This is a genomic window from Trichodesmium erythraeum IMS101, assembly GCF_000014265.1.
GTDB classification, from domain to species: Bacteria; Cyanobacteriota; Cyanobacteriia; order Cyanobacteriales; family Microcoleaceae; genus Trichodesmium; species Trichodesmium erythraeum.
On sequence record NC_008312.1, the window covers coordinates 6,375,445 to 6,395,023 of the forward strand.

The window sequence follows — 19,579 nt, forward strand, 5'->3', positions numbered from 1 at the left end:
GTTGTTAATTTAGAATATTTTGAGATATTGTTTGTTCTCAACAGTAGCCAAAAAAAGATATATCGTATACAGTAATAAAAGATTGAGTAAAATAAGTAGTGTATGAGTACAGAAGTGTAGAGAAAGAAAGGGTAGTAAAAAGAGAGCAAAATAACTAATATATATGACTTATAGCATGAGTACATACACTACTGTACCATTACCCCATAAATACATATACCCCACTTAAAAAATACAAGTACCTATACCCCAAAAAAAAAATTTAGATACCTTGAGATAATTGGAATCACTGAATTAGAAGCATCTGAGTACAAAATTAATTATCATAATAAACACTAACCACGATTTTTCAAAAGGTAAGGCTCAAACCCGGTGATATAAGAAGTATAACACTATAACGCCGGACACCTAATTCACTGATAGAACACTGCCAATGTTCAAGTCAATAGAAAAAGTGTATCGACGCGAGTAATCCGTCACCCACGGCGATAGCTAGTATAATAAGAGTGGAAACCTAGATGTTACAGCCAACAGAAGTATCTTCCCAACCAACAGTAAACAGCTTCGCAAACATGATAGCAACTCCAGAAAAACAACCTGGTGATTGCGCGTCAAAGGGTTGCGGAAGCAACGAACAAGAAGTTGCCTCCAGTATTCAAGAGCGCATTGCTAATCATCCTTGTTATAGTCAAGAAGCGCATCACCACTATGCAAGGATGCACGCTCCAGTTGCACCAGCTTGCAACATTCAATGTAATTTCTGTAACCGGAAATACGACTGTGCCAATGAAAGTCGTCCCGGTGTAGTCAGTGAACTGCTAACTCCTGAAGAAGCAGCTCACAAAGCTCTAGTAATTGCTGGAAAAATTCCGCAAATGACAGTGATGGGTATTGCTGGCCCTGGCGACCCATTAGCGAACCCAGAAAAAACATTTCGTACTTTTGAGCTTGTAGCTGAGAAAGCTCCAGATATCAAGCTTTGCTTGTCAACCAATGGTCTAGCTTTACCTGATCATATAGATCGGATTAAAGCATTAAATATTGACCACGTTACTATAACAATTAATATGGTTGACCCTGAAATCGGGGTAAAGATTTATCCTTGGGTTCACTACAAACGGAAGCGCTATAGAGGAATTGAGGGAGTCAAAATTCTGCATCAAAAGCAAATGGAAGCTTTAGACTTGCTCAGAGAAGCTGATGTTCTCTGCAAAGTTAACTCAGTGATGATTCCTGGTATTAATGACAAACACCTAGAAGAAGTTAATAGGGTTGTTCGCTCGAAGGGTGCATTCATTCATAACATTATGCCTCTAATTTCTTCACCAGAACATGGTACTTACTTCGGTTTAAATGGTCAACGTGGCCCAACTACTGAAGAACTAAAAGAATTACAAGACAAATGTGATGTTGGTGGTATGAACATGATGCGTCACTGTCGTCAATGTCGTGCAGATGCAGTTGGTCTTTTAGGTGAAGACCGTAGTAAGGAATTCACAAAAGAAGCGATCATGGAAATGACTCCAGAGTATGATCTACAAAAGCGCAAAGAATTTCATGCTGGCATTGAAGGTTTCCGCAGTAAACTAGTAAAGGCTAAGGCTTCAGGTCAAACTACTGAAAAAGTTGCCGAAGCTGGTCCGCCCATACTACTGGCAGTAGCAAGTAAGGGTAACGGATTAGTTAATCAGCACTTTGGTCATGCTAAAGAGTTTATGATCTATGAAGTAGATGGTGTGAAAGCTAGATTTATTGCTCACCGGAAAGTTGACCACTATTGTCTAGGTGGTTATGGTGAAGAAGGAAGTCTGGAGAATATCATCAAGGCAATTTCTGATTGTAAAGCTGTTTTTGTTTCTAAAATTGGTGAGAGTCCAAAGGAAAAGGTACGCAATGCAGGACTAAAGGTGGTTGAAACTTACGATGTAATTGAAACAGTTGCTTTAGATTTCTATAAGCAATTCATCGGACAACTACAAGTAGCATAGGTAATGAGTTAAACTATTACTAGCTAATGTATTTTCTGCAATTCTTGCGTTTCCCAATGCTTTTAATATCAAGTCCGGTAATGTTGTTAGTGTATAAAATCAGGTGGTAACAATAGGAATTATGCATAAGTGCCTTTTGCATTTGTGCCACCAAAGTCTAATTATTTCACCGGACATGATATAACAAGTTGATTTCTTGAATAGATATATTCAAAAATAGTCAAAGAATAAGACTAAGCTGGGAAATTATTGGCTTTAGTGGTTTAAACCCTACTTGTAAAGATTGCTGTAGCAATTTTTAGCTTCAATCTCCAAATTTATAAAAGCTAGTAGAGTTAGTCAGAAAGCGATAATATCAGAAGTTACGCACCTCAAGAAGAAACCAAGTTTATTGCCTTGATAGAAATTTCATCAATAAAATAGGTTTTTGCGTAGTTTATAAATATTTGACTACTGTTTTATCTTTACTAGTTCTTACTTACAACCATCACCTCAAATTTTTAGTCAGCTATGCAACAAACTATTTATCTAGACAACAACGCTACCACTAAAGTTGATGAGGCAGTGTTAGAGGAAATGCTGCCTTACCTGAGTCAGTTTTATGGTAATCCCTCTAGTATGCACACTTTTGGCGGAAAAGTTGGTAAGGCTACGAGAAAAGCGCGATCGCAAGTAGCAGCTTTACTCAACGCCGAAGATACAGAAATTATTTTTACCAGTTGTGGTACTGAGGGTGATAATGCTGCTATTCGAGCTGCTCTTACTGCTCAACCTAATAAACGGCATATTATTACTACTCAAGTAGAACACCCAGCAGTTTTGAGTCTCTGTAAGTATTTGGAGAAGCAGGGGTATACAGTTACTTATCTATCAGTAGATAGCCAGGGAATGATAGATTTAACTGAACTGGAAGCTGCTATTACAGGTAATACTGCTCTAGTTTCAGTTATGTATGCCAATAATGAAACAGGGGTAGTTTTCCCCATAGAGAAAATTGGGCAGATAGCTAAAGAATATGGTGCGCTGTTCCATGTTGATGGGGTACAAGCAGTAGGAAAAGTGCCTTTAGATATGAAAAATAGCACTATAGATATGTTAGCTTTGTCTGGTCATAAGTTGCATGCACCTAAGGGTATTGCTGCTTTGTATGTGCGCCGCGGTACTCGCTTCCGTCCGTTATTAATTGGGGGACATCAGGAACGAGGTCGCCGTGCGGGGACTGAAAATGTACCTGGTATTATTGCTCTGGGTAAAGCCTGTGAGTTGGCAAAGGAGCATTTGGCACATATTGACAAGGAACGGGAACTGCGCGATTTGTTAGAAAATGGTATTTTGAATACTATTCCTGATTGTGCTGTTAATGGTCATCTTATTCAAAGGTTGCCTAATACTACTAATATTGGTTTCAAGTATATTGAGGGAGAAGCAATATTGCTGCATTTGAGCCATTATGGTATCTGTGCTTCTTCAGGTTCGGCTTGCACTTCTGGATCTCTTGAGCCTTCACACGTTTTGCGGGCAATGGGTCTGCCGTATACAGTTTTACATGGTTCAATTCGTTTTTCTCTATCACGTTATACAACTCGCCAAGAAGTTGAGGAAGTACTGGCGGTGATGCCGAGCATAGCAGAACGTTTGCGTGCTTTATCTCCCTTTAAGAACGATCAAGCTGATTGGTTGCAAGAGCGACAACAAGCAACTGTATCCTCCTAAGATTTATCCTTTTTTAAGGATTGCTACACTTGATGTTGACACTACACTTTGTAGTAAAAGTAACAGAAAAGCTTGGTTGATTAAGTAACAATAATTGTAGAGGTAAAAAAGGGGTGTAAATCACGCTATAAACTCACAAAATTGTATTAAATTCAACAAAAAAAATATTTCCTAGCCTAGAATATAAGAATATAAGAATATAATTTCTAGGAGTAGTAAGTAATTTTGATGCCAATCATTTAAAAGTTATAAAATTTTAGGAAAAAATAAGGTAAAAAGGGGTTGCTTGATTCTAAAAAATGTGTAATACTAATAATATCAAGTTTAACCCACTTCTTAAAATTAATAAGTTACTACTCTACTAACTGGGTATTAAACTTCAAGAAAAAGCAGAATTTTTCATCAGTAAAATTAGGGTGTTCTAAACAATAAAAGCTATGTGGGAATATACTGAAAAGGTAATGGATTTGTTCTATAACCCCCAAAACCAAGGAACTATTACAGACAAAAAAGAGGGGGAAAAGATAGTTAGTGGTGAAGTAGGAAGTATAGCCTGTGGAGATGCTTTAAGTCTACACCTCAAAGTAAATGAAGCCTCCGGTGAAATATTAGATGCCAAATTTCAAACCTTTGGCTGTGCAAGTGCGATAGCTTCATCTTCTGCCCTAACAGCAATGCTCAAAGGCAAAACCATAGACGAAGCCATGAATATTAAAAACCAGGATATTGCCGGATACCTGGGAGGGCTGCCAGAAGAAAAAATGCACTGTTCAGTCATGGGAGAGGAAGCATTAGAAGCGGCAATATTTAAGTACAAAGGTATTGAAGTAGAAGTTCACGAAGAAGACGACGAAGGATCATTAGTTTGTAGTTGTTTTGCGATAACAGAAAACAAGATTAAGCGAGTTATTTTGGAAAACAATCTCAAAACAGCGGAAGAAGTAACAAACTATGTCAAAGCTGGTGGTGGTTGTGGTTCTTGTCTGGCAGATATTGATGATCTCGTCGCATCGGTTTATGAAGCGCCAGACACTACAACGCAACAAATTCCTACAACTACTAAACCAGCAACCAACCTGACAAACTTGCAAAAAATTACATTAATTCAGCAAGTATTACAACAAGAGGTGAGGCCAGTTCTCGCCGAAGATGGAGGAGATGTTGAGTTATTCGATGTAGATGGCGATCGCGTGCTAGTCAAACTCAAAGGAGCTTGTGGTTCTTGCAGTAATGTGCTAGTAACGCTAAAAGGAGCGATCGAAGCTACATTAAAAGAACGAGTTAGTGAAAGTCTTGTAGTAGAAGCGGTATAAAATAGTTACAAATATCAGTTATCAAGGTGTCTTCAATCAAATTTAAAAAATTAACTGTTGAGTGAAAGCCACAAAAAACCAATAAAGCTAATACATTAATCACAATTTTATATATGCAGGTAATACCTGATCAAGCTTTAGGGCGAGCGCCTCCGGGCACTCTAATGTTGCTGCTAGATACACGCTGTTCTTAAGTGAACAAAATTACGAATGTTGTGCTGTAAAGTCAAAAGCCCTAGAAACAGCAGCCACCAAACATAAAATCTAAGGAAACCCTTACACAGCAAAAAAAAATACATTCGTTCATAATTTTAAGTCAAATACGCTAACAAAACGGAGAGAATTTATCATGCGTCAGATTGCATTTTACGGAAAAGGTGGTATCGGTAAGTCCACTACTTCTCAGAATACTCTAGCTGCAATGGCTAACCGTCACGGTCAAAGAATCATGATCGTAGGTTGTGACCCTAAAGCTGACTCTACTCGTTTAATCTTAAACGCTAAAGCTCAAACTACTGTACTTCACGTTGCTGCTGAGCGCGGTGCAGTTGAAGACGTAGAACTAGATGAAGTATTGAAACCAGGTTTCGGTGGCATTAAGTGTGTTGAGTCTGGTGGTCCTGAGCCTGGTGTAGGTTGCGCTGGCCGTGGTATTATTACTGCTATCAACTTCCTAGAAGAAGAAGGAGCTTATACCGATCTAGACTTCGTAAGCTATGACGTACTAGGTGACGTTGTTTGCGGTGGATTTGCAATGCCTATCCGTGAAAACAAAGCTCAAGAAATCTACATCGTATGTTCCGGTGAGATGATGGCTATGTATGCTGCTAACAACATCGCTCGTGGTGTTCTTAAGTATGCTCATGCTGGTGGTGTCCGTTTAGGTGGTTTAATCTGCAACAGCCGTAAAGTTGATCGTGAAACTGAGTTAATTGAGAACTTAGCAGCTCGTCTCAACACTCAAATGATTCACTTCGTACCTCGCGACAACGTTGTACAGCGCGCTGAAATTCGTCGTATGACTGTTGAGCAATACGCTCCAGAAGATAACCAAGCTCAAGAGTACGATCAATTAGCTCAAAAGATAATCAACAACGAAAAACTAACTATTCCTACTCCTCTAGAAATGGATGAATTAGAAGAGTTGTTAATTGAGTTCGGTCTATTAGGTGACGAAGAAGATCGTCAGAAACAAATTGCAGCACAAGATGCAGCTATAAAAGCAACAGCAGCTAAATAAGCTTAAAATCTTTGAGCACAAAAGTGGGGATGTACAAAATACACCCCATCTAAAAAAAACAATTAGTGATGAGTTTTTCTTAATTAATTTGTAGGGGTAGATTTTGTATATACTCAAAAGGTAACTGCCCCTATTAATACAAAACTCAAATACCAAAATATTCAAATATCCGAAAGGAGATATGTAACATGGCATCTGAAAAGATTGAACAGAATAAACAGTTAATTCAAGAAGTCTTAGACGCTTATCCCGCGAAAGCTGCTAAGAGACGGAAAAAGCACCTTAACGTAATCGAAGAAAAAGGAGCTGACTGTGGCGTTAAGTCTAACGTAAAATCAGTTCCTGGTGTAATGACAACTCGTGGTTGTGCATTTGCTGGAGCGAAAGGTGTGGTTTGGGGTCCTGTTAAGGACATGGTTCACATTAGTCACGGTCCTGTTGGTTGCGGTTACTACTCTTGGGCAGGTCGTCGTAACTACTATAACGGTGTAACTGGTGTTGATACTTTCGGTACAATGCAATTCACCTCAGATTTCCAAGAGAGAGATATTGTTTTTGGTGGAGACAAAAAGCTCGCCAAAATTATGAACGAAATTGAAGAGTTATTCCCTCTGAATGCTGGTATCACAATTGAATCTGAATGTCCAGTAGGTCTAATTGGTGATGACATTGAAGCGGTAGCGAAAAAAGCTAGCAAAGAACTCAATAAGCCAGTTGTACCAGTACGTTGCGAAGGTTTCCGTGGTGTTTCTCAGTCATTAGGTCACCACATTGCTAACGACACAGTGCGTGACTGGGTATACGAACCTTCTGCTAAAGTTACTAACGAAGAAATTGGTTTTGAGAAGACTCCTTATGACGTATCCTTAATTGCTGATTACAACATCGGTGGTGACGGTTGGAGTTCTCGTTTGTTATTAGATGAAATTGGCTTAAGAGTTGTTAGCCAAGCAACAGGTGACGGTACTTATAACGAAGTATTCATGGCTCCTAGGGTGAACTTAAACCTCATCCACTGCTATCGTTCTATGAACTATATCTGCCGTTACATGGAAGAAGAGTATGGTATACCTTGGGTTGAGTTCAACTTCTTCGGTCCTAGTCAAATTGCTAAGTCTCTCCGGAAGATTGCTTCTTTCTTTGATGACAAAATCAAGGAAAACACAGAAAAAGTAATTGCTAGATATCAAGAACAAGCTGATGCAGTAATTGCTAAGTATCGTCCTCGTTTAGAAGGCAAGAAAGTAATGATGATGGTTGGTGGTCTCCGTCCACGTCACATTATTCCTGCTTTTGACGATTTAGGAATGGAAGTTATTGGTACTGGTTATGAATTTGGTCACGGTGACGACTACAAGCGTACTGCTGACTATGCTCAAGAAGGTACTCTAATCTATGATGACGTTAGTGGCTACGAATTTGAAGAATTTGCTAAGAAATTAAAGCCAGATTTAATTGCTTCTGGTATTAAAGAGAAGTATGTTTTCCAGAAGATGGGTATGCCATTCCGTCAAATGCACTCTTGGGATTATTCTGGTCCTTATCACGGTTATGACGGATTCGCTATCTTCGCTCGTGACATGGATCTAGCTCTCAATAGCCCAACTTGGAACTTAATCAAAGCTCCTTGGAAGCAAGCTAAGTAGAACCAGCCGCTACGCGGAAGTTATAGATTTAAAAGTTAAAAGTTAAAAGTATTAATTTAACCTTTTGGCTTTGAAGATCAATTTAGGAATGGAAATGGGGTAATGCTATTATTGCTACGGCAACCCCAATACACAAACAAAAGATTTGACTGGGAATTGGGAGTTAGAAGTTGTATTTCTTTCTTCCCCCTTCCTTCTGAAGAATACTATAGAGGATAAACACCATGAGTCAGAATGTAGACAAAATTAAAGATCACTTTCAACTTTTCCAAGAGCCAGAATACCAAGAAATGTTCGCTCGGAAAAGAGAATTTGAAGGCGGTGCTTCCAAAGAAGAAATAGAAAGAGTTCGTGAGTGGACAAAAAGTTGGGAATATCGTGAGAAGAACTTTGCTCGTGAGGCTCTAACTATCAACCCTGCTAAAGCTTGTCAGCCTTTAGGTGCAATATTTGCAGCTGCAGGTTTTGAAGGAACTCTTCCTTTTGTACATGGTTCTCAAGGATGTGTTGCTTACTTCCGTTCTCACTTAACTCGTAACTACAAAGAACCATTCCAAGCGGTTTCCTCTTCTATGACTGAAGATGCTGCTGTATTTGGTGGTCTGAAAAATATGATTGATGGTTTGGCAAACTCTTATGCTTTGTACAAGCCTAAAATGATTGCTCTTTGCACCACTTGTATGGCAGAGGTAATTGGAGATGACTTGGGTTCATTCATTACCAACTCCAAAAATGAAGGTGCAGTACCTCAAGATTTCCCAGTTCCTTTTGCTCACACTCCTAGCTTTGTTGGTTCTCATATCACAGGCTATGACAATATGCTCAAGGGTATCCTAATAGCTCTTACTGACGGTAAGAAGACAGAAACTGATAATGGAAAAATCAACTTTATCCCTGGTTTCGACCCTTACATTGGCAACATCCGGGATTTAAAGAATATTCTGTCTTTAATGGATGTTCCTAGCACTGTTTTAGCTGACAACGCTGAGAGTTTTGATTCTCCTAACTTGGGTGAATTCAAGATGTACAATGGTGGTACAACTCTAGAAGAAGCGGGTGATTCCATCAATGCTAAAGCTACTATTTCCTTCCAAAAATACAGCACTCCTAAGACTCTAGAGTACCTGAAACAAGAAGGTGGTCAAAAAACAGCTACATACCGCCCTATTGGTGTTCGTGGTACAGATGAGTTCTTAATGGCTTTGTCTGAATTGACTGGTAAGGCTATTCCTGAAGAGTTAGAAATTGAGCGTGGTCGTGTAGTTGATGCTATCACTGACTCTCAAGCTTGGTTGCACGGTAAGCGTATTGCTATCTACGGTGATCCTGACCATGTATTGGGCTTGTTGAATTTCACTCTAGAATTAGGTATGCAACCAGTTCACGTTGTTGTAAATAACGGTAACGTTGCTGGTTTTGAAGAAGAAGCTAAGGAATTGTTAGCTAATGATCCTAATGGCAAAGAAGCTACAGTTTGGATCGGTAAGGACTTATGGCACTTACGTTCATTGTTGGATACTGAGCCAGTTGATTTGTTAATTGGTAACTCATACGGTAAGTTCCTACAACGTGACACTGGTACTCCATTAGTACGTATTGGCTATCCTATTTTCGACCGCCATCACCAACACCGTTATTCTATCTTAGGATATAAGGGAGCATTCAACCTCATCAACTGGATCGTTAATACTATCCTTGATGAATTAGACCGTGGTAGCATGGATCTAGGTGTTAACGATACATCTTTTGACTTGGTTCGTTAAGCGATCGCCACAAAAAAAGTCAGTGTTAGTTATATTAGTGGCACTGGCTATTTCAATAAAGGAGGTAAAGTTACAAGTTTCCCTCCTTTTTTTATATCCTTCTACTTTATTTGCAGATTTGTCTGTTTTGGATATATTCTCGTTTCATTGAGCAGCAGACGCACTATTTTAGCAACAGTCCAGTCGGCTACTTGATACGGCATAAATTCAAACTATATAATGGATTTAGTAGTCTGTCGTCCGCACTCTTTTAGATGTGTCAATTCATTACTAAAATCTATTTGTTAGGTTTCGTTACTTAACCCAACCGACAAAATGCTAACCTTTATACAAAAATCATAATAAAAATTTGTCATTCTAAGATTAAATACTCCATCCCCGCCCCATAGTAGTTAATAAAGAGACTTAATAACATGGCTATGATAACCCCAGGCAAAGTTGCCGAACTTTTAAATGAGCCAGGTTGCGAACACAACCATCAAAAAAATAACGGAGATAAAAAACAGAAAGGCTGCCAGCAACAAGCAGCACCCGGAGCTGCTCAAGGGGGTTGTGCCTTTGATGGTGCTAGTATTGCTCTAGTTCCAATTACAGATGCAGCTCACCTGGTTCACGGTCCTTTAGGTTGTTCTGGTAACTCCTGGGGAGCTCGTGGAAGTCTTTCCTCCAGTTCCCATCTATACAAAATGGGTTTCACCACTGATATGGGTGAAAATGACATTATTATGGGCGGAGAGAAAAAATTATTGAGGGCGATCGCTGAATTAAAAAAACGTTATCAACCTCCTGCTATATTTGTCTATGCCACCTGTGTTACTGCTTTAATTGGAGATGACCTAGAAACAGTTTGTAAAGTCGCTACTAAAAAATTAGAAATTCCGGTCATTCCCGTTAACTCTCCTGGTTTCATCGGTAGCAAAAATCTGGGTAACCGGGTTGGCGCAGAAGCATTATTAGACCATGTAGTAGGTACGGCAGAACCTGAATTTACTACACCTTATGACATAAACCTAATTGGGGAATATAATATTGCTGGGGAAATGTGGGCAATGTTACCCCTGTTTGAAAAAGTTGGCATTCGGGTATTGTCAAAAATCACGGGAGATGCTACTTACAAAGAAGTTTGTTATGCCCACCGTGCCAAACTCAACGTTATGATCTGCTCTAAAGCTATGATCAATATGGCACGAAAAATGGAGGAAGAATATGGCATTCCTTACATTGAAGAATCATTTTATGGTGTTGCTGATATTAATAACTGCCTCCGGAATATTGCTGCCAAAATTGGGGATGCTGGCCTGCAAGAACGGACAGAAAAACTGATCGCTGAAGAAACAACTATTCTTGAAGAAATATTAGAACCCTATCGCCAACGTCTAAAAGGTAAAAAAGTTGTACTCTACACAGGTGGGGTGAAAAGTTGGTCTATTATTTCGGCAGCTAAAGATTTAGAGATGGATGTGGTTGCTACTAGCACCAAGAAAAGTACAGAAGAGGATAAGGCTAAAATCAAAAAGTTGCTCGGTAAAGATGGTATTTTGCTAGAAAAAGGTAATGCCGAAATACTCTTAAAAGTAATTGCCGAGACTAAAGCTGATATGCTTATAGCAGGTGGTCGTAACCAGTATACTGCTCTCAAAGCCCGAATTCCCTTTTTACACATTAACCAAGAACGTCATCATCCCTACGCCGGATATCATGGGATGATAGAAATGGCTAAAGAATTAGATGAAGCTCTCTATAGTCCGGTTTGGGAACAGGTGAGACAACCGGCACCTTGGTTAGAGGCATGTCAGTTAGATGATGTTTTGGCTGTTGAAACTTTACCAAGTTTAACTAATATTCCACCAACAACAGTCAATTTTCATAAACAATCATTATCCACAAATCCTCTGAAACTCAGTCAACCTTTGGGTGCGGCTTTAGCATACTTAGGAATTAATGGGATGATGCCAATGTTCCACGGTACTCAAGGTTGTACTGCTTTTGCTAAGGTATTATTGGTGAATCACTTCCAGGAAGCTATTCCCTTGTCTACTACTGCTATGAGTGAAGTGACAACTATTTTGGGAGGGGAGGATAACATTGATAAAGCGCTGCTGACTCAGCTTGAGAAGTCAAAACCAAAGGTAATTGGTTTGTTGACTACTGGTTTAACTGAAACCAGAGGGGATGACATGGAGCGTATTCTTAAGAAATTTAGGGAAGAGCATCCAGAATTAGATGGGTTCCCCATATTAAATGTTTCTAGTCCAGATTATAAGGGTTCTGCTCAGGACGGTTTTGCTACTACAGTAGAATGTATAGTAGGTTATGATTATGGGGAGCCTATTCCCAAAGAAATTAAAAAACCTTTGATTACAATTTTAGCTGGTTCTTGTCTTGCTCCTGGAGATGTCCAGGAAATCAAGGATATTGTAGAAGATTTTGGGTTCATTCCAATAGTTGTACCGGACTTATCTCAGTCTTTGGACGGGCATTTAATTGATGATATTTATAGTGCTACAAGCTCAGGTGGTACCACAATAGAGGATTTGCGTAATTTACGTCACTCATCTTTCACCTTTGCTATTGGGGAAAGTATGCGAAATGCAGCTATAATTTTGCAAGAAAAATTTGGTACTCAATATCAAGTGTTCTCTCGGTTGACTGGTTTGGGTGCTGTAGATAGTTTCATGTTAAAATTGTCTCAGCTAATTGTATCTCGAATTGATCCTCATCTTGACAAAGGCTGTGAAGTTCCTGAGAAATACCTACGCCAACGCCGTCAGTTACAGGATGCGATGTTGGATACTCACTTCTATTTTGGGCATAAGCAAGTATCTATTGCCCTGGAACCAGATTTACTTTGGGCAACAAGTTGGTTTGTGCGAGAAATGGGGGGAGATATTCATTCTGCTGTCACAACTACGCGATCGCCGTTACTTGAAAAATTACCTACGGAAAATGTGATAGTTGGGGACTTGGGAGATTTAGAAGAAGTGGCAGCAGGTTCGGATTTACTAATTACCAATTCTCGTGGTAAGATAATATCTGAGAAGTTAAATATTGATCTCTATCGGATGGGAATGCCAATTTACGATCGCCTTGGTAATGGTCAACGTTGTTCTGTTGGTTACCGTGGTACAATGAATTTATTATTTGATATTGGTAATATTTTCCTAGAGCAAGAGGAATCAAAAATTCACACCAATGATTATTCATTATTAAGTACTCAGGCATAAATAAATGAATCTTTGGCATTCAGGCTGAGTTAAACTAATAGTTTGACAAGATAAAAAATTGGAACAAATTTTAACAATTGCCTGATTTTGCCGTTTATTTTAGTCTGTGAACCCACAAGCTTGTTATCAAGGGCTAATAGTTTTTTTCTATTAGTTTTTGGTACATACAATAAGGAGAAAAAGTAACAATGAAAGTTGCATTTGCCACAACTGATTTTATTCATATAGATGGTCACTTTGGTTCTGCCAAACAAATGGCATTGTATGAAATAAATGACACAGGATATCAAGCTCTAGAACCCATGACTTTTGGTGGTAATTTAGAGCAAGATGCTTCCAAGCAAGATAAACTAGAAAAACTTCATGCCAAGGTTGAAGCTTTGCTCGACTGCACGATCGTTTATGTGCTAGAAATTGGTGGACCGGCAGCAGGTCGTTTAATTAATAAAAAAGTTACTCCAATGAAGTCAACTTCAGAAGAACAAACAATTGCTGAAGTCCTTGATAAATTGGTACAAACATTAAAAGGCAATCCCCCCCCTTGGTTAAGGAAAGCTTTACAAAAATCTTCTGAATCTGACTTAGAAGCTGCACTTGAAGAGGTATAAAACTATGACAGTTCAAACAGAAACAACAACAACAACTGACATTTATTCTGCACCTTTTATTAAGGAATTAATTAGATCAATTCAAGCTCAGGACTCCTATGGAGTATATAAATCTTGGTCTCCCGAATTAATTCTTAAGCCTTACATTGTTAGCAAGCAAGAAAAGCGCCAGATTTCTACTGATGAAGAAGTCAACCCCATGACTTTGGCTCGAATTAAGTTATTCTACAATGCAATAGCTACTAGCATTGAATTAGAAACTAATGAAATTATGCAAGTAGTTGTTAATATCAACCATGAAGGATTTGGTTGGGCTTTGGTATTTTGCGGTCGTCTTTTGGTGGTTGCTAGAACTTTACGAGATGCTCAACGTTTTGGGTTTACTTCTCTAGAAAAAATGGAAGATGAAGGAGAAAAAATGGCTAAAGCTGGCATTGAGTTGGCGAAAAAATATAAAGAAGTTTGTAAACTATAAAAAATTAAGCTTTTCCTGAGTTTGAGAGGTAAATTATATAAATATTCTGTGAATATTTAACAGCCTCTATATAGGAAAATATGACAATTTTTGTTGTTCTCAAAAATCTCCAACTCAATTAAAGTTGGCAACATTTATTGTTATTTTTATCTCTCATTATTAATGAGAAATATCCACTATTAAATAACACTGAGGTTCATCATCATGAAAACATTAAAAAATTTCAACGAACTAGTAGATGCAGAAGACTTTCTCAATTTTTTTGAAATTCCTTTTGACCAAACAACTGTAAATGTAAATCGCCTCCATATATTAAAAGTTTTCTCTTCAGCAATTGCAGAAGTTGACGAAAACACTAAACTGACTGAAACAGAAAAAATAACTGCATATAAAGCAGGATTAGAATCAGCTTATAAAACTTTTTTGACATCTAATGCTCAAGAACAAAAAGTATTTCCAGTCTTTCAAAAAGAACACAAAGATGTGGTTAAATTAACAGAAATTAGTGCTGAGTAAGGAGAAAACTTTCACGAATAGATAAAGTTAATTGCCTCCAGCCCTTTTAAGGGGATCAAAAAATAAATTTTGGGTTCAAGTCTCCCTATTGCTGGAGGTACTATTAATTAATAACTGAAATGATACTCCCAGGCTTTGGAGAGGAACCACAGCAGTGACTCAAGTCAACAACAGCTCTGGTCAAAGGAAATTTTGGATTTTAAGTTTCCTTATTGCTAGGGGTACTGAATAACTGATAAGTAATAACTGAAATGATCTCCAACCTTACACCAAAAGAATTAGAACGTTATAGTCGTCAAATGATGCTCCCGGGCTTTGGAGAGGAAGCACAGCAACGACTCAAGTCAACAACAGCAGTAGTAACTGGAGTTGGTGGCTTAGGTGGCACGGTAGCATTGTATTTAGCAGTAGCAGGTATCGGGAAATTAATTTTAGTCCGAGGTGGAGAACTACGGCTTGATGACATGAACCGTCAAATCTTGATGACAGACGACTGGGTGGGTAAAGTCCGAGTAGACAAAGCAAAGGAAACTCTATCTGCCATTAACCCAGATATTGAAATTGAAGCAGTTCCCGAATATGTTACGGCTGAAAATGTCGACCCATTGGTACAGTCTGCTGATATTGCTATAGACTGTGCCCACAACTTTGACGAACGGAATTTACTGAATGCTGCCTGTGTACGTTGGCGCAAACCAATGGTGGAAGCTGCCATGAATAGTATGGAAGCTTATTTAACCACCATAGATCCTGGTAAAACTCCTTGTTTGTCTTGTCTGTTCCCAGAAAAACCACAGTGGGACAGACGTGGGTTCGGAGTATTGGGGATAGTTTCTGGAACTTTAGCTTGTCTAGCAGCTTCAGAAGCTATCAAACAGATTACAGGATTTAGTAAACCCTTGTGGTCACAACTGCTAACAATGAATTTGGATAGCATGGAATTTGCTAAACTTCGCCCCTACCATGACCCCAACTGTCAGGTTTGCGGTTCTCTCAGTAGAGAATTAGTAGCTGACTCTATAGCTATTAAGAATAATTTTACGACAGAAATGATCACAACAAACAGTTTATAGTTAGACCTTTGGTTTAAGTTATAAATAAGGAATTAATATATACGGCAAGTTTAAAATATTTTAGGGTGTACGTTCGCGACAGCGATGTGCAGTAAGATCAGACTGACACTGAGGCGATAACTTTCAAAATTCAGGGTGCACTTGTATGAGCAATACAATCAGTTTAAGTGTTAGTCTGATTTACCTATAGCCTCTTAAAGTAACATTTTTCCTGACAATACTAAATTCACTAAGCCAGACAAGAGACGGGTGTCGCCTATCTGGATAATTATTTTATCGGTAAGTATAAATTACTTTTCCTAAAGATTATGACTCTGAGTTTAACAGAAAAAGCTGCTTCTCAACTGACAAAGTTCCTGCAAGACTCAAATCAAGGCATCCGCATCTCTGTTGTGGATGGAGGTTGCAGTGGCTATCAATATTCCTTGAATATTGCTAATGCTCCTAAGACAGATGACTTGCTCCTTGAAAAAGATCAGTTACGAATATTTATAGATCCTAAAAGCGCGCCTTTATTAGAAGGAGTTGTAGTTGACTACATAGAAAGTCTCACAGAAGGCGGTTTAAAGTTTATTAACCCCAACGCCACAGAAACTTGTAGTTGCGGAAAATCTTTCCAGGCAGGTAGCTGCACCCCCACAGCAGTACCTTGCAGTTAATATAGTTTTTAGCACTTAGTAATCACATTTAGCAAGTAAATCTTGTTAAAGTTGATAGCTGATAGCTGATAGCTCATTCACACAATTTTTCATTAAACAAAAAGGAGAATAAAACCAATGACTACTTATAAAGTAAGATTAATCAAAGGCAAGAAAAACAAACCCCCAGAAATGGATGTCACCATCGATGTTGATGAGGATACCTATATACTAGATGCTGCCGACGAAGCAGGCATAGATTTACCTGTTTCTTGCCGTGCTGGAGCTTGCTCTAGCTGCACTGGTAGATTAGTTGAAGGTGAAATAGATCAAGAAGACCAAAACTTCTTAGATGACGAAGTGATGGAAAAAGGCTTCCTATTAATGTGTGTTACTTATCCTCGTTCTGATTGCACTATCAAAACTCACCAAGAGGCTTATTTACCTGTGTAATAACACTTGTCAATAATTATTATCTTAGGGACGTTCCATGGAACGTCCCTATTAAGTTTTTAGCCGCTCAAATCTTTTTGACAACAGGAGCGATCGCTCTTTTCTGATTTAGAGGTAACTCTGCCCAAGTTATATTATGTCTGGTTAAATAATTAGATTTTAGTGCCAGGAAGACAGAAGTTTTTTCCTCTGCCTGACGTCATTTTACTATGACTTGTCTCTTTCGGGATAAAAGAGCAATAACAAAGGTGCTTACTATTCCTATAAGTAATGATGGTTCTGGTGTTGATTTATTATCAATCTTTGAGCCTTGGATAATATTATCAATTCCTGTATTAATTTTCCCTCCATCTACAGTAGTCCAGCGAATAGAACTAATTTCTTCACTAGCAAGTATTCCTAAAAATCTTACAGTTGTTGGGTCTTGATTTAGCACAAAAGTATCAAGGAGATTATTAGCACCAAAAACATTGACTGTTGCTGGACCATAAGTATTAAGATAAGTATCAAATCCTACTGCTTCCGTAGGTGTACCAAATTCCACTGTAAAATCTTCATCACCGGTAGCAGTAATTATACTACTAGTAGTTATAGGAACACCGTAATTAGTATATCCAGGGGAAGAAACCCATACATTGGGATATCGTGCACCAGTATGGCCTATATATGTATTGCCATTACTAACAAAGGATGACAAAGGCCGATTTTTTAGTGAGAAAGCCTCAAAATCTTCTATTAAAGTTGTATCTGTTAATGCATCAAAAGCATTAACATCAGTGAAAAACATTGTACTAGCATAAGCATTTCCAGCAGTAGCAGCTGTGAAAATTAACCCTCCAGCAACTATTGATAATTTCCCAAATATAGTTCCAATGTTCATATTATTTATTCCTTGTAGATTGTAGTATTATGAAGTAGAAGTTTGGTATGACTTAGCTTCATAAGTTTACTACCCTGATTCTATGAGAAATAATCATATTATAGTTCAGTTTTTTTTCAAAGAGAACAAAGGTGAAGAATATTCTGACCTATTTCTTCATTTCATAAAAAAGGTGAAAATATTATTCACTTTTCACCATAAAACAAAAAATATGGTTGAGTAAATTTCAATTTAAAACGACTAAAAATTTAAGTAAATATTTCGCCTAATATATAGTCCTTTTAGCTCCATTTGAAATAAATAAATCAAGTATAATTAGTCTACATTTTATATACAGTAATTTCTTAATTTGTAAAGTCAAAATATTCAATACTTCCTAAAACCCAAAAATTTCAAGAGAAAATAATAGGGAGACAAGATGAGCTCCGGTGAATCTACAGCATTAAGTTTTTGAGTAAGCAGTTTCTCATACTATTTCTCTGTAATAATGCTGTAATAATACCCTTAATAATTATTACCGGAATAAGTATTTTGCTAATAGTTATTATCCTTTGTTAAAGGCGACTTTATGGATAAATGGTATCAGTACCAAAATTGTAGAGAAAACATTAATCTTTGATGCTCAAGCCTTAAAGCCTGAAAGTATTGCACACAATATGTGATAATTATAGATAAAATATTACTTTTCAGAACTGAGGCAGAAGCGATCGCTAATTTTTTTGAGTTGCAAATTGGAGAAATTTAACCTAGATTTCGCCTCCGTATTGGAATTAGATATTTTATTATTTTATCGTTACTAAATAATATATTTTTCAAGTAATATCTATCATAAAAAAAACTAATTATAGTATTAAAAATTCAATATAAAAGTACGCGATATATAGTGTTATTGGGTAATTCATGATTACATATAAACTTTAGAAAAAATATCTATAATCTCATGATTAAAAACCTTTAATAATACAAACAGTTCTCAACAACGCAGGTTTAGACTACAAATTATAACTAGAAAATGGAAAAATATCAGCTTCCTAATCTAGGGGCAATTTATCAAGTTAATTCAGTATCTACAGCCCTATTTACTACTTTTTTAATAGTACCGTTGAAAATATTATGAAGGCTAATATTTATATTGAAGATTCTAATATAACATTGTTTTATCGTGGAATTTTAACAGAAAAAAATCTACAATATTAATAACTTTGAGAAAACTTAAACATGGGAATAATAGACATGAAAAAAAGCGCGATCGCTACCTTCAAATTTATAGCCATACTTACTTCTTTATTAATAATTAGTTGTAGCCCAAACACCAATAATTCATATTCTCAGCTTACCACTTCCAGAATCAACTTAACAATTTCAGCAGCAGCTAGTCTCAAAGATGCAATGGCAGAGATTAAACCTATCTATGAACAAAAAAAGCCTGATATTTCTTTAACATTAAACTTAGCTTCTTCCGGCTCTCTACGACAACAAATTGAACAAGGTGCCCCAGTAGATTTATTCATCTCTGCATCTCCTTCCCACATGAATATGTTGCAAGAAAAAGGTCTCATAATAGATAAAAGCCTTCGTGACTTACTCAAAAATAAAATGGTGTTAATAGTTCCCCAAGAAAATACAGCTTCAATTAACACCTTTCAAGATTTAACAAAAGACACTATTAAGACAATATCTATTGGTGAACCAAAAAGTGTTCCTGCAGGAAAATATGGTCAAGAAATTTTGAGTTATCTAGGTGTTTATGAAACAGTAAAACCGAAAATAGTTTTTGCTAAAAATGTGCGTCAAATCGTCAATTATGTAACAACAGGAAATGTTGATGCTGGAATTGTTTATCAGACAGATACTAAGGATTCAAGCCGAGCAAAAATTGTTGCTAATGCACCGGAAAAATCTCATACACCAATAGTATATCCTATGGCAATAATTAAAGATAGTAAAAACATTGAAGCTGCTAAACAACTAGAAGAATTTATATTAACCCCAGAGGCAAAAGCTGTATTTGAAAAATATGGCTTTATTACACTAAACAACGATGATTAA

At 37.5% G+C, this 19,579-nt stretch carries 15 protein-coding genes; 14 read left to right on the forward strand and 1 reads right to left on the reverse strand.

Annotated elements, in window-relative coordinates:
* The first annotated feature begins 518 nt into the window (after positions 1 to 518).
* The 13 genes from nifB (at position 519) to TERY_RS19930 (ending at position 16,650) form a co-directional block, all read left to right on the forward strand.
* Positions 519 to 1,988, forward strand: coding sequence for a nitrogenase cofactor biosynthesis protein NifB (gene nifB / locus TERY_RS19870; protein ID WP_011613471.1), 1,470 nt, complete (start codon positions 519 to 521; stop codon positions 1,986 to 1,988).
* A 510-nt stretch (positions 1,989 to 2,498) separates the two neighbouring features.
* Entirely contained in the window at positions 2,499 to 3,701 is a 1,203-nt protein-coding gene (gene nifS / locus TERY_RS19875; protein WP_011613472.1) for a cysteine desulfurase NifS, read from the forward strand.
* Between the two features lie 437 nt (positions 3,702 to 4,138).
* Entirely contained in the window at positions 4,139 to 5,014 is an 876-nt protein-coding gene (gene nifU, locus TERY_RS19880; RefSeq protein ID WP_011613473.1) for a Fe-S cluster assembly protein NifU, read from the forward strand.
* A 349-nt stretch (positions 5,015 to 5,363) separates the two neighbouring features.
* Positions 5,364 to 6,254: a nitrogenase iron protein gene (nifH, locus tag TERY_RS19885; RefSeq protein WP_011613474.1), complete on the forward strand. Its 891-nt coding sequence runs from the start codon at positions 5,364 to 5,366 to the stop codon at positions 6,252 to 6,254.
* 188 nt (positions 6,255 to 6,442) lie between these two features.
* The gene (gene nifD, locus TERY_RS19890) at positions 6,443 to 7,900 is read left to right on the forward strand and encodes a nitrogenase molybdenum-iron protein alpha chain (RefSeq protein ID WP_011613475.1); all 1,458 of its coding nucleotides are present in this window, start codon (positions 6,443 to 6,445) and stop codon (positions 7,898 to 7,900) included.
* A 224-nt stretch (positions 7,901 to 8,124) separates the two neighbouring features.
* Positions 8,125 to 9,663 (forward strand): nitrogenase molybdenum-iron protein subunit beta, encoded by a 1,539-nt coding sequence (gene nifK, locus TERY_RS19895; RefSeq protein WP_011613476.1) that lies wholly within the window; start codon positions 8,125 to 8,127, stop codon positions 9,661 to 9,663.
* Positions 9,664 to 10,076: 413 nt separating this feature from the next.
* The gene (locus TERY_RS28785; RefSeq protein ID WP_011613477.1) at positions 10,077 to 12,887 is read left to right on the forward strand and encodes a bifunctional nitrogenase iron-molybdenum cofactor biosynthesis protein NifEN; all 2,811 of its coding nucleotides are present in this window, start codon (positions 10,077 to 10,079) and stop codon (positions 12,885 to 12,887) included.
* Positions 12,888 to 13,075: 188 nt separating this feature from the next.
* Entirely contained in the window at positions 13,076 to 13,495 is a 420-nt protein-coding gene (gene nifX / locus TERY_RS19905) for a nitrogen fixation protein NifX (protein ID WP_011613478.1), read from the forward strand.
* A gap of 4 nt (positions 13,496 to 13,499) precedes the next feature.
* On the forward strand, positions 13,500 to 13,970 hold the full coding sequence (locus TERY_RS19910; RefSeq protein WP_011613479.1) for a NifX-associated nitrogen fixation protein: 471 nt from the start codon (positions 13,500 to 13,502) through the stop codon (positions 13,968 to 13,970).
* 204 nt (positions 13,971 to 14,174) lie between these two features.
* A complete protein-coding gene (nifW, locus tag TERY_RS19915; protein ID WP_011613480.1) occupies positions 14,175 to 14,486 on the forward strand; it encodes a nitrogenase-stabilizing/protective protein NifW in 312 nt (103 codons plus the stop codon).
* Between the two features lie 251 nt (positions 14,487 to 14,737).
* Entirely contained in the window at positions 14,738 to 15,559 is an 822-nt protein-coding gene (locus TERY_RS19920) for a HesA/MoeB/ThiF family protein (protein ID WP_011613481.1), read from the forward strand.
* Positions 15,560 to 15,867: 308 nt separating this feature from the next.
* On the forward strand, positions 15,868 to 16,218 hold the full coding sequence (locus TERY_RS19925) for a HesB/IscA family protein (RefSeq protein WP_011613482.1): 351 nt from the start codon (positions 15,868 to 15,870) through the stop codon (positions 16,216 to 16,218).
* Positions 16,219 to 16,335: 117 nt separating this feature from the next.
* On the forward strand, positions 16,336 to 16,650 hold the full coding sequence (locus TERY_RS19930) for a 2Fe-2S iron-sulfur cluster-binding protein (RefSeq protein WP_011613483.1): 315 nt from the start codon (positions 16,336 to 16,338) through the stop codon (positions 16,648 to 16,650).
* Between the two features lie 199 nt (positions 16,651 to 16,849).
* Here TERY_RS19930 and TERY_RS19935 read toward each other — a convergent pair whose 3' ends face one another.
* Positions 16,850 to 17,530, reverse strand: a complete 681-nt coding sequence (locus TERY_RS19935) for a hypothetical protein (protein WP_011613484.1) — start codon at positions 17,528 to 17,530, stop codon at positions 16,850 to 16,852.
* A 1,218-nt stretch (positions 17,531 to 18,748) separates the two neighbouring features.
* On the opposite strand from TERY_RS19935, the gene modA reads away from it, so the two are divergent.
* Complete coding sequence (gene modA, locus TERY_RS19940) at positions 18,749 to 19,579, forward strand: molybdate ABC transporter substrate-binding protein (RefSeq protein ID WP_370495923.1); 831 nt, start codon at positions 18,749 to 18,751, stop codon at positions 19,577 to 19,579.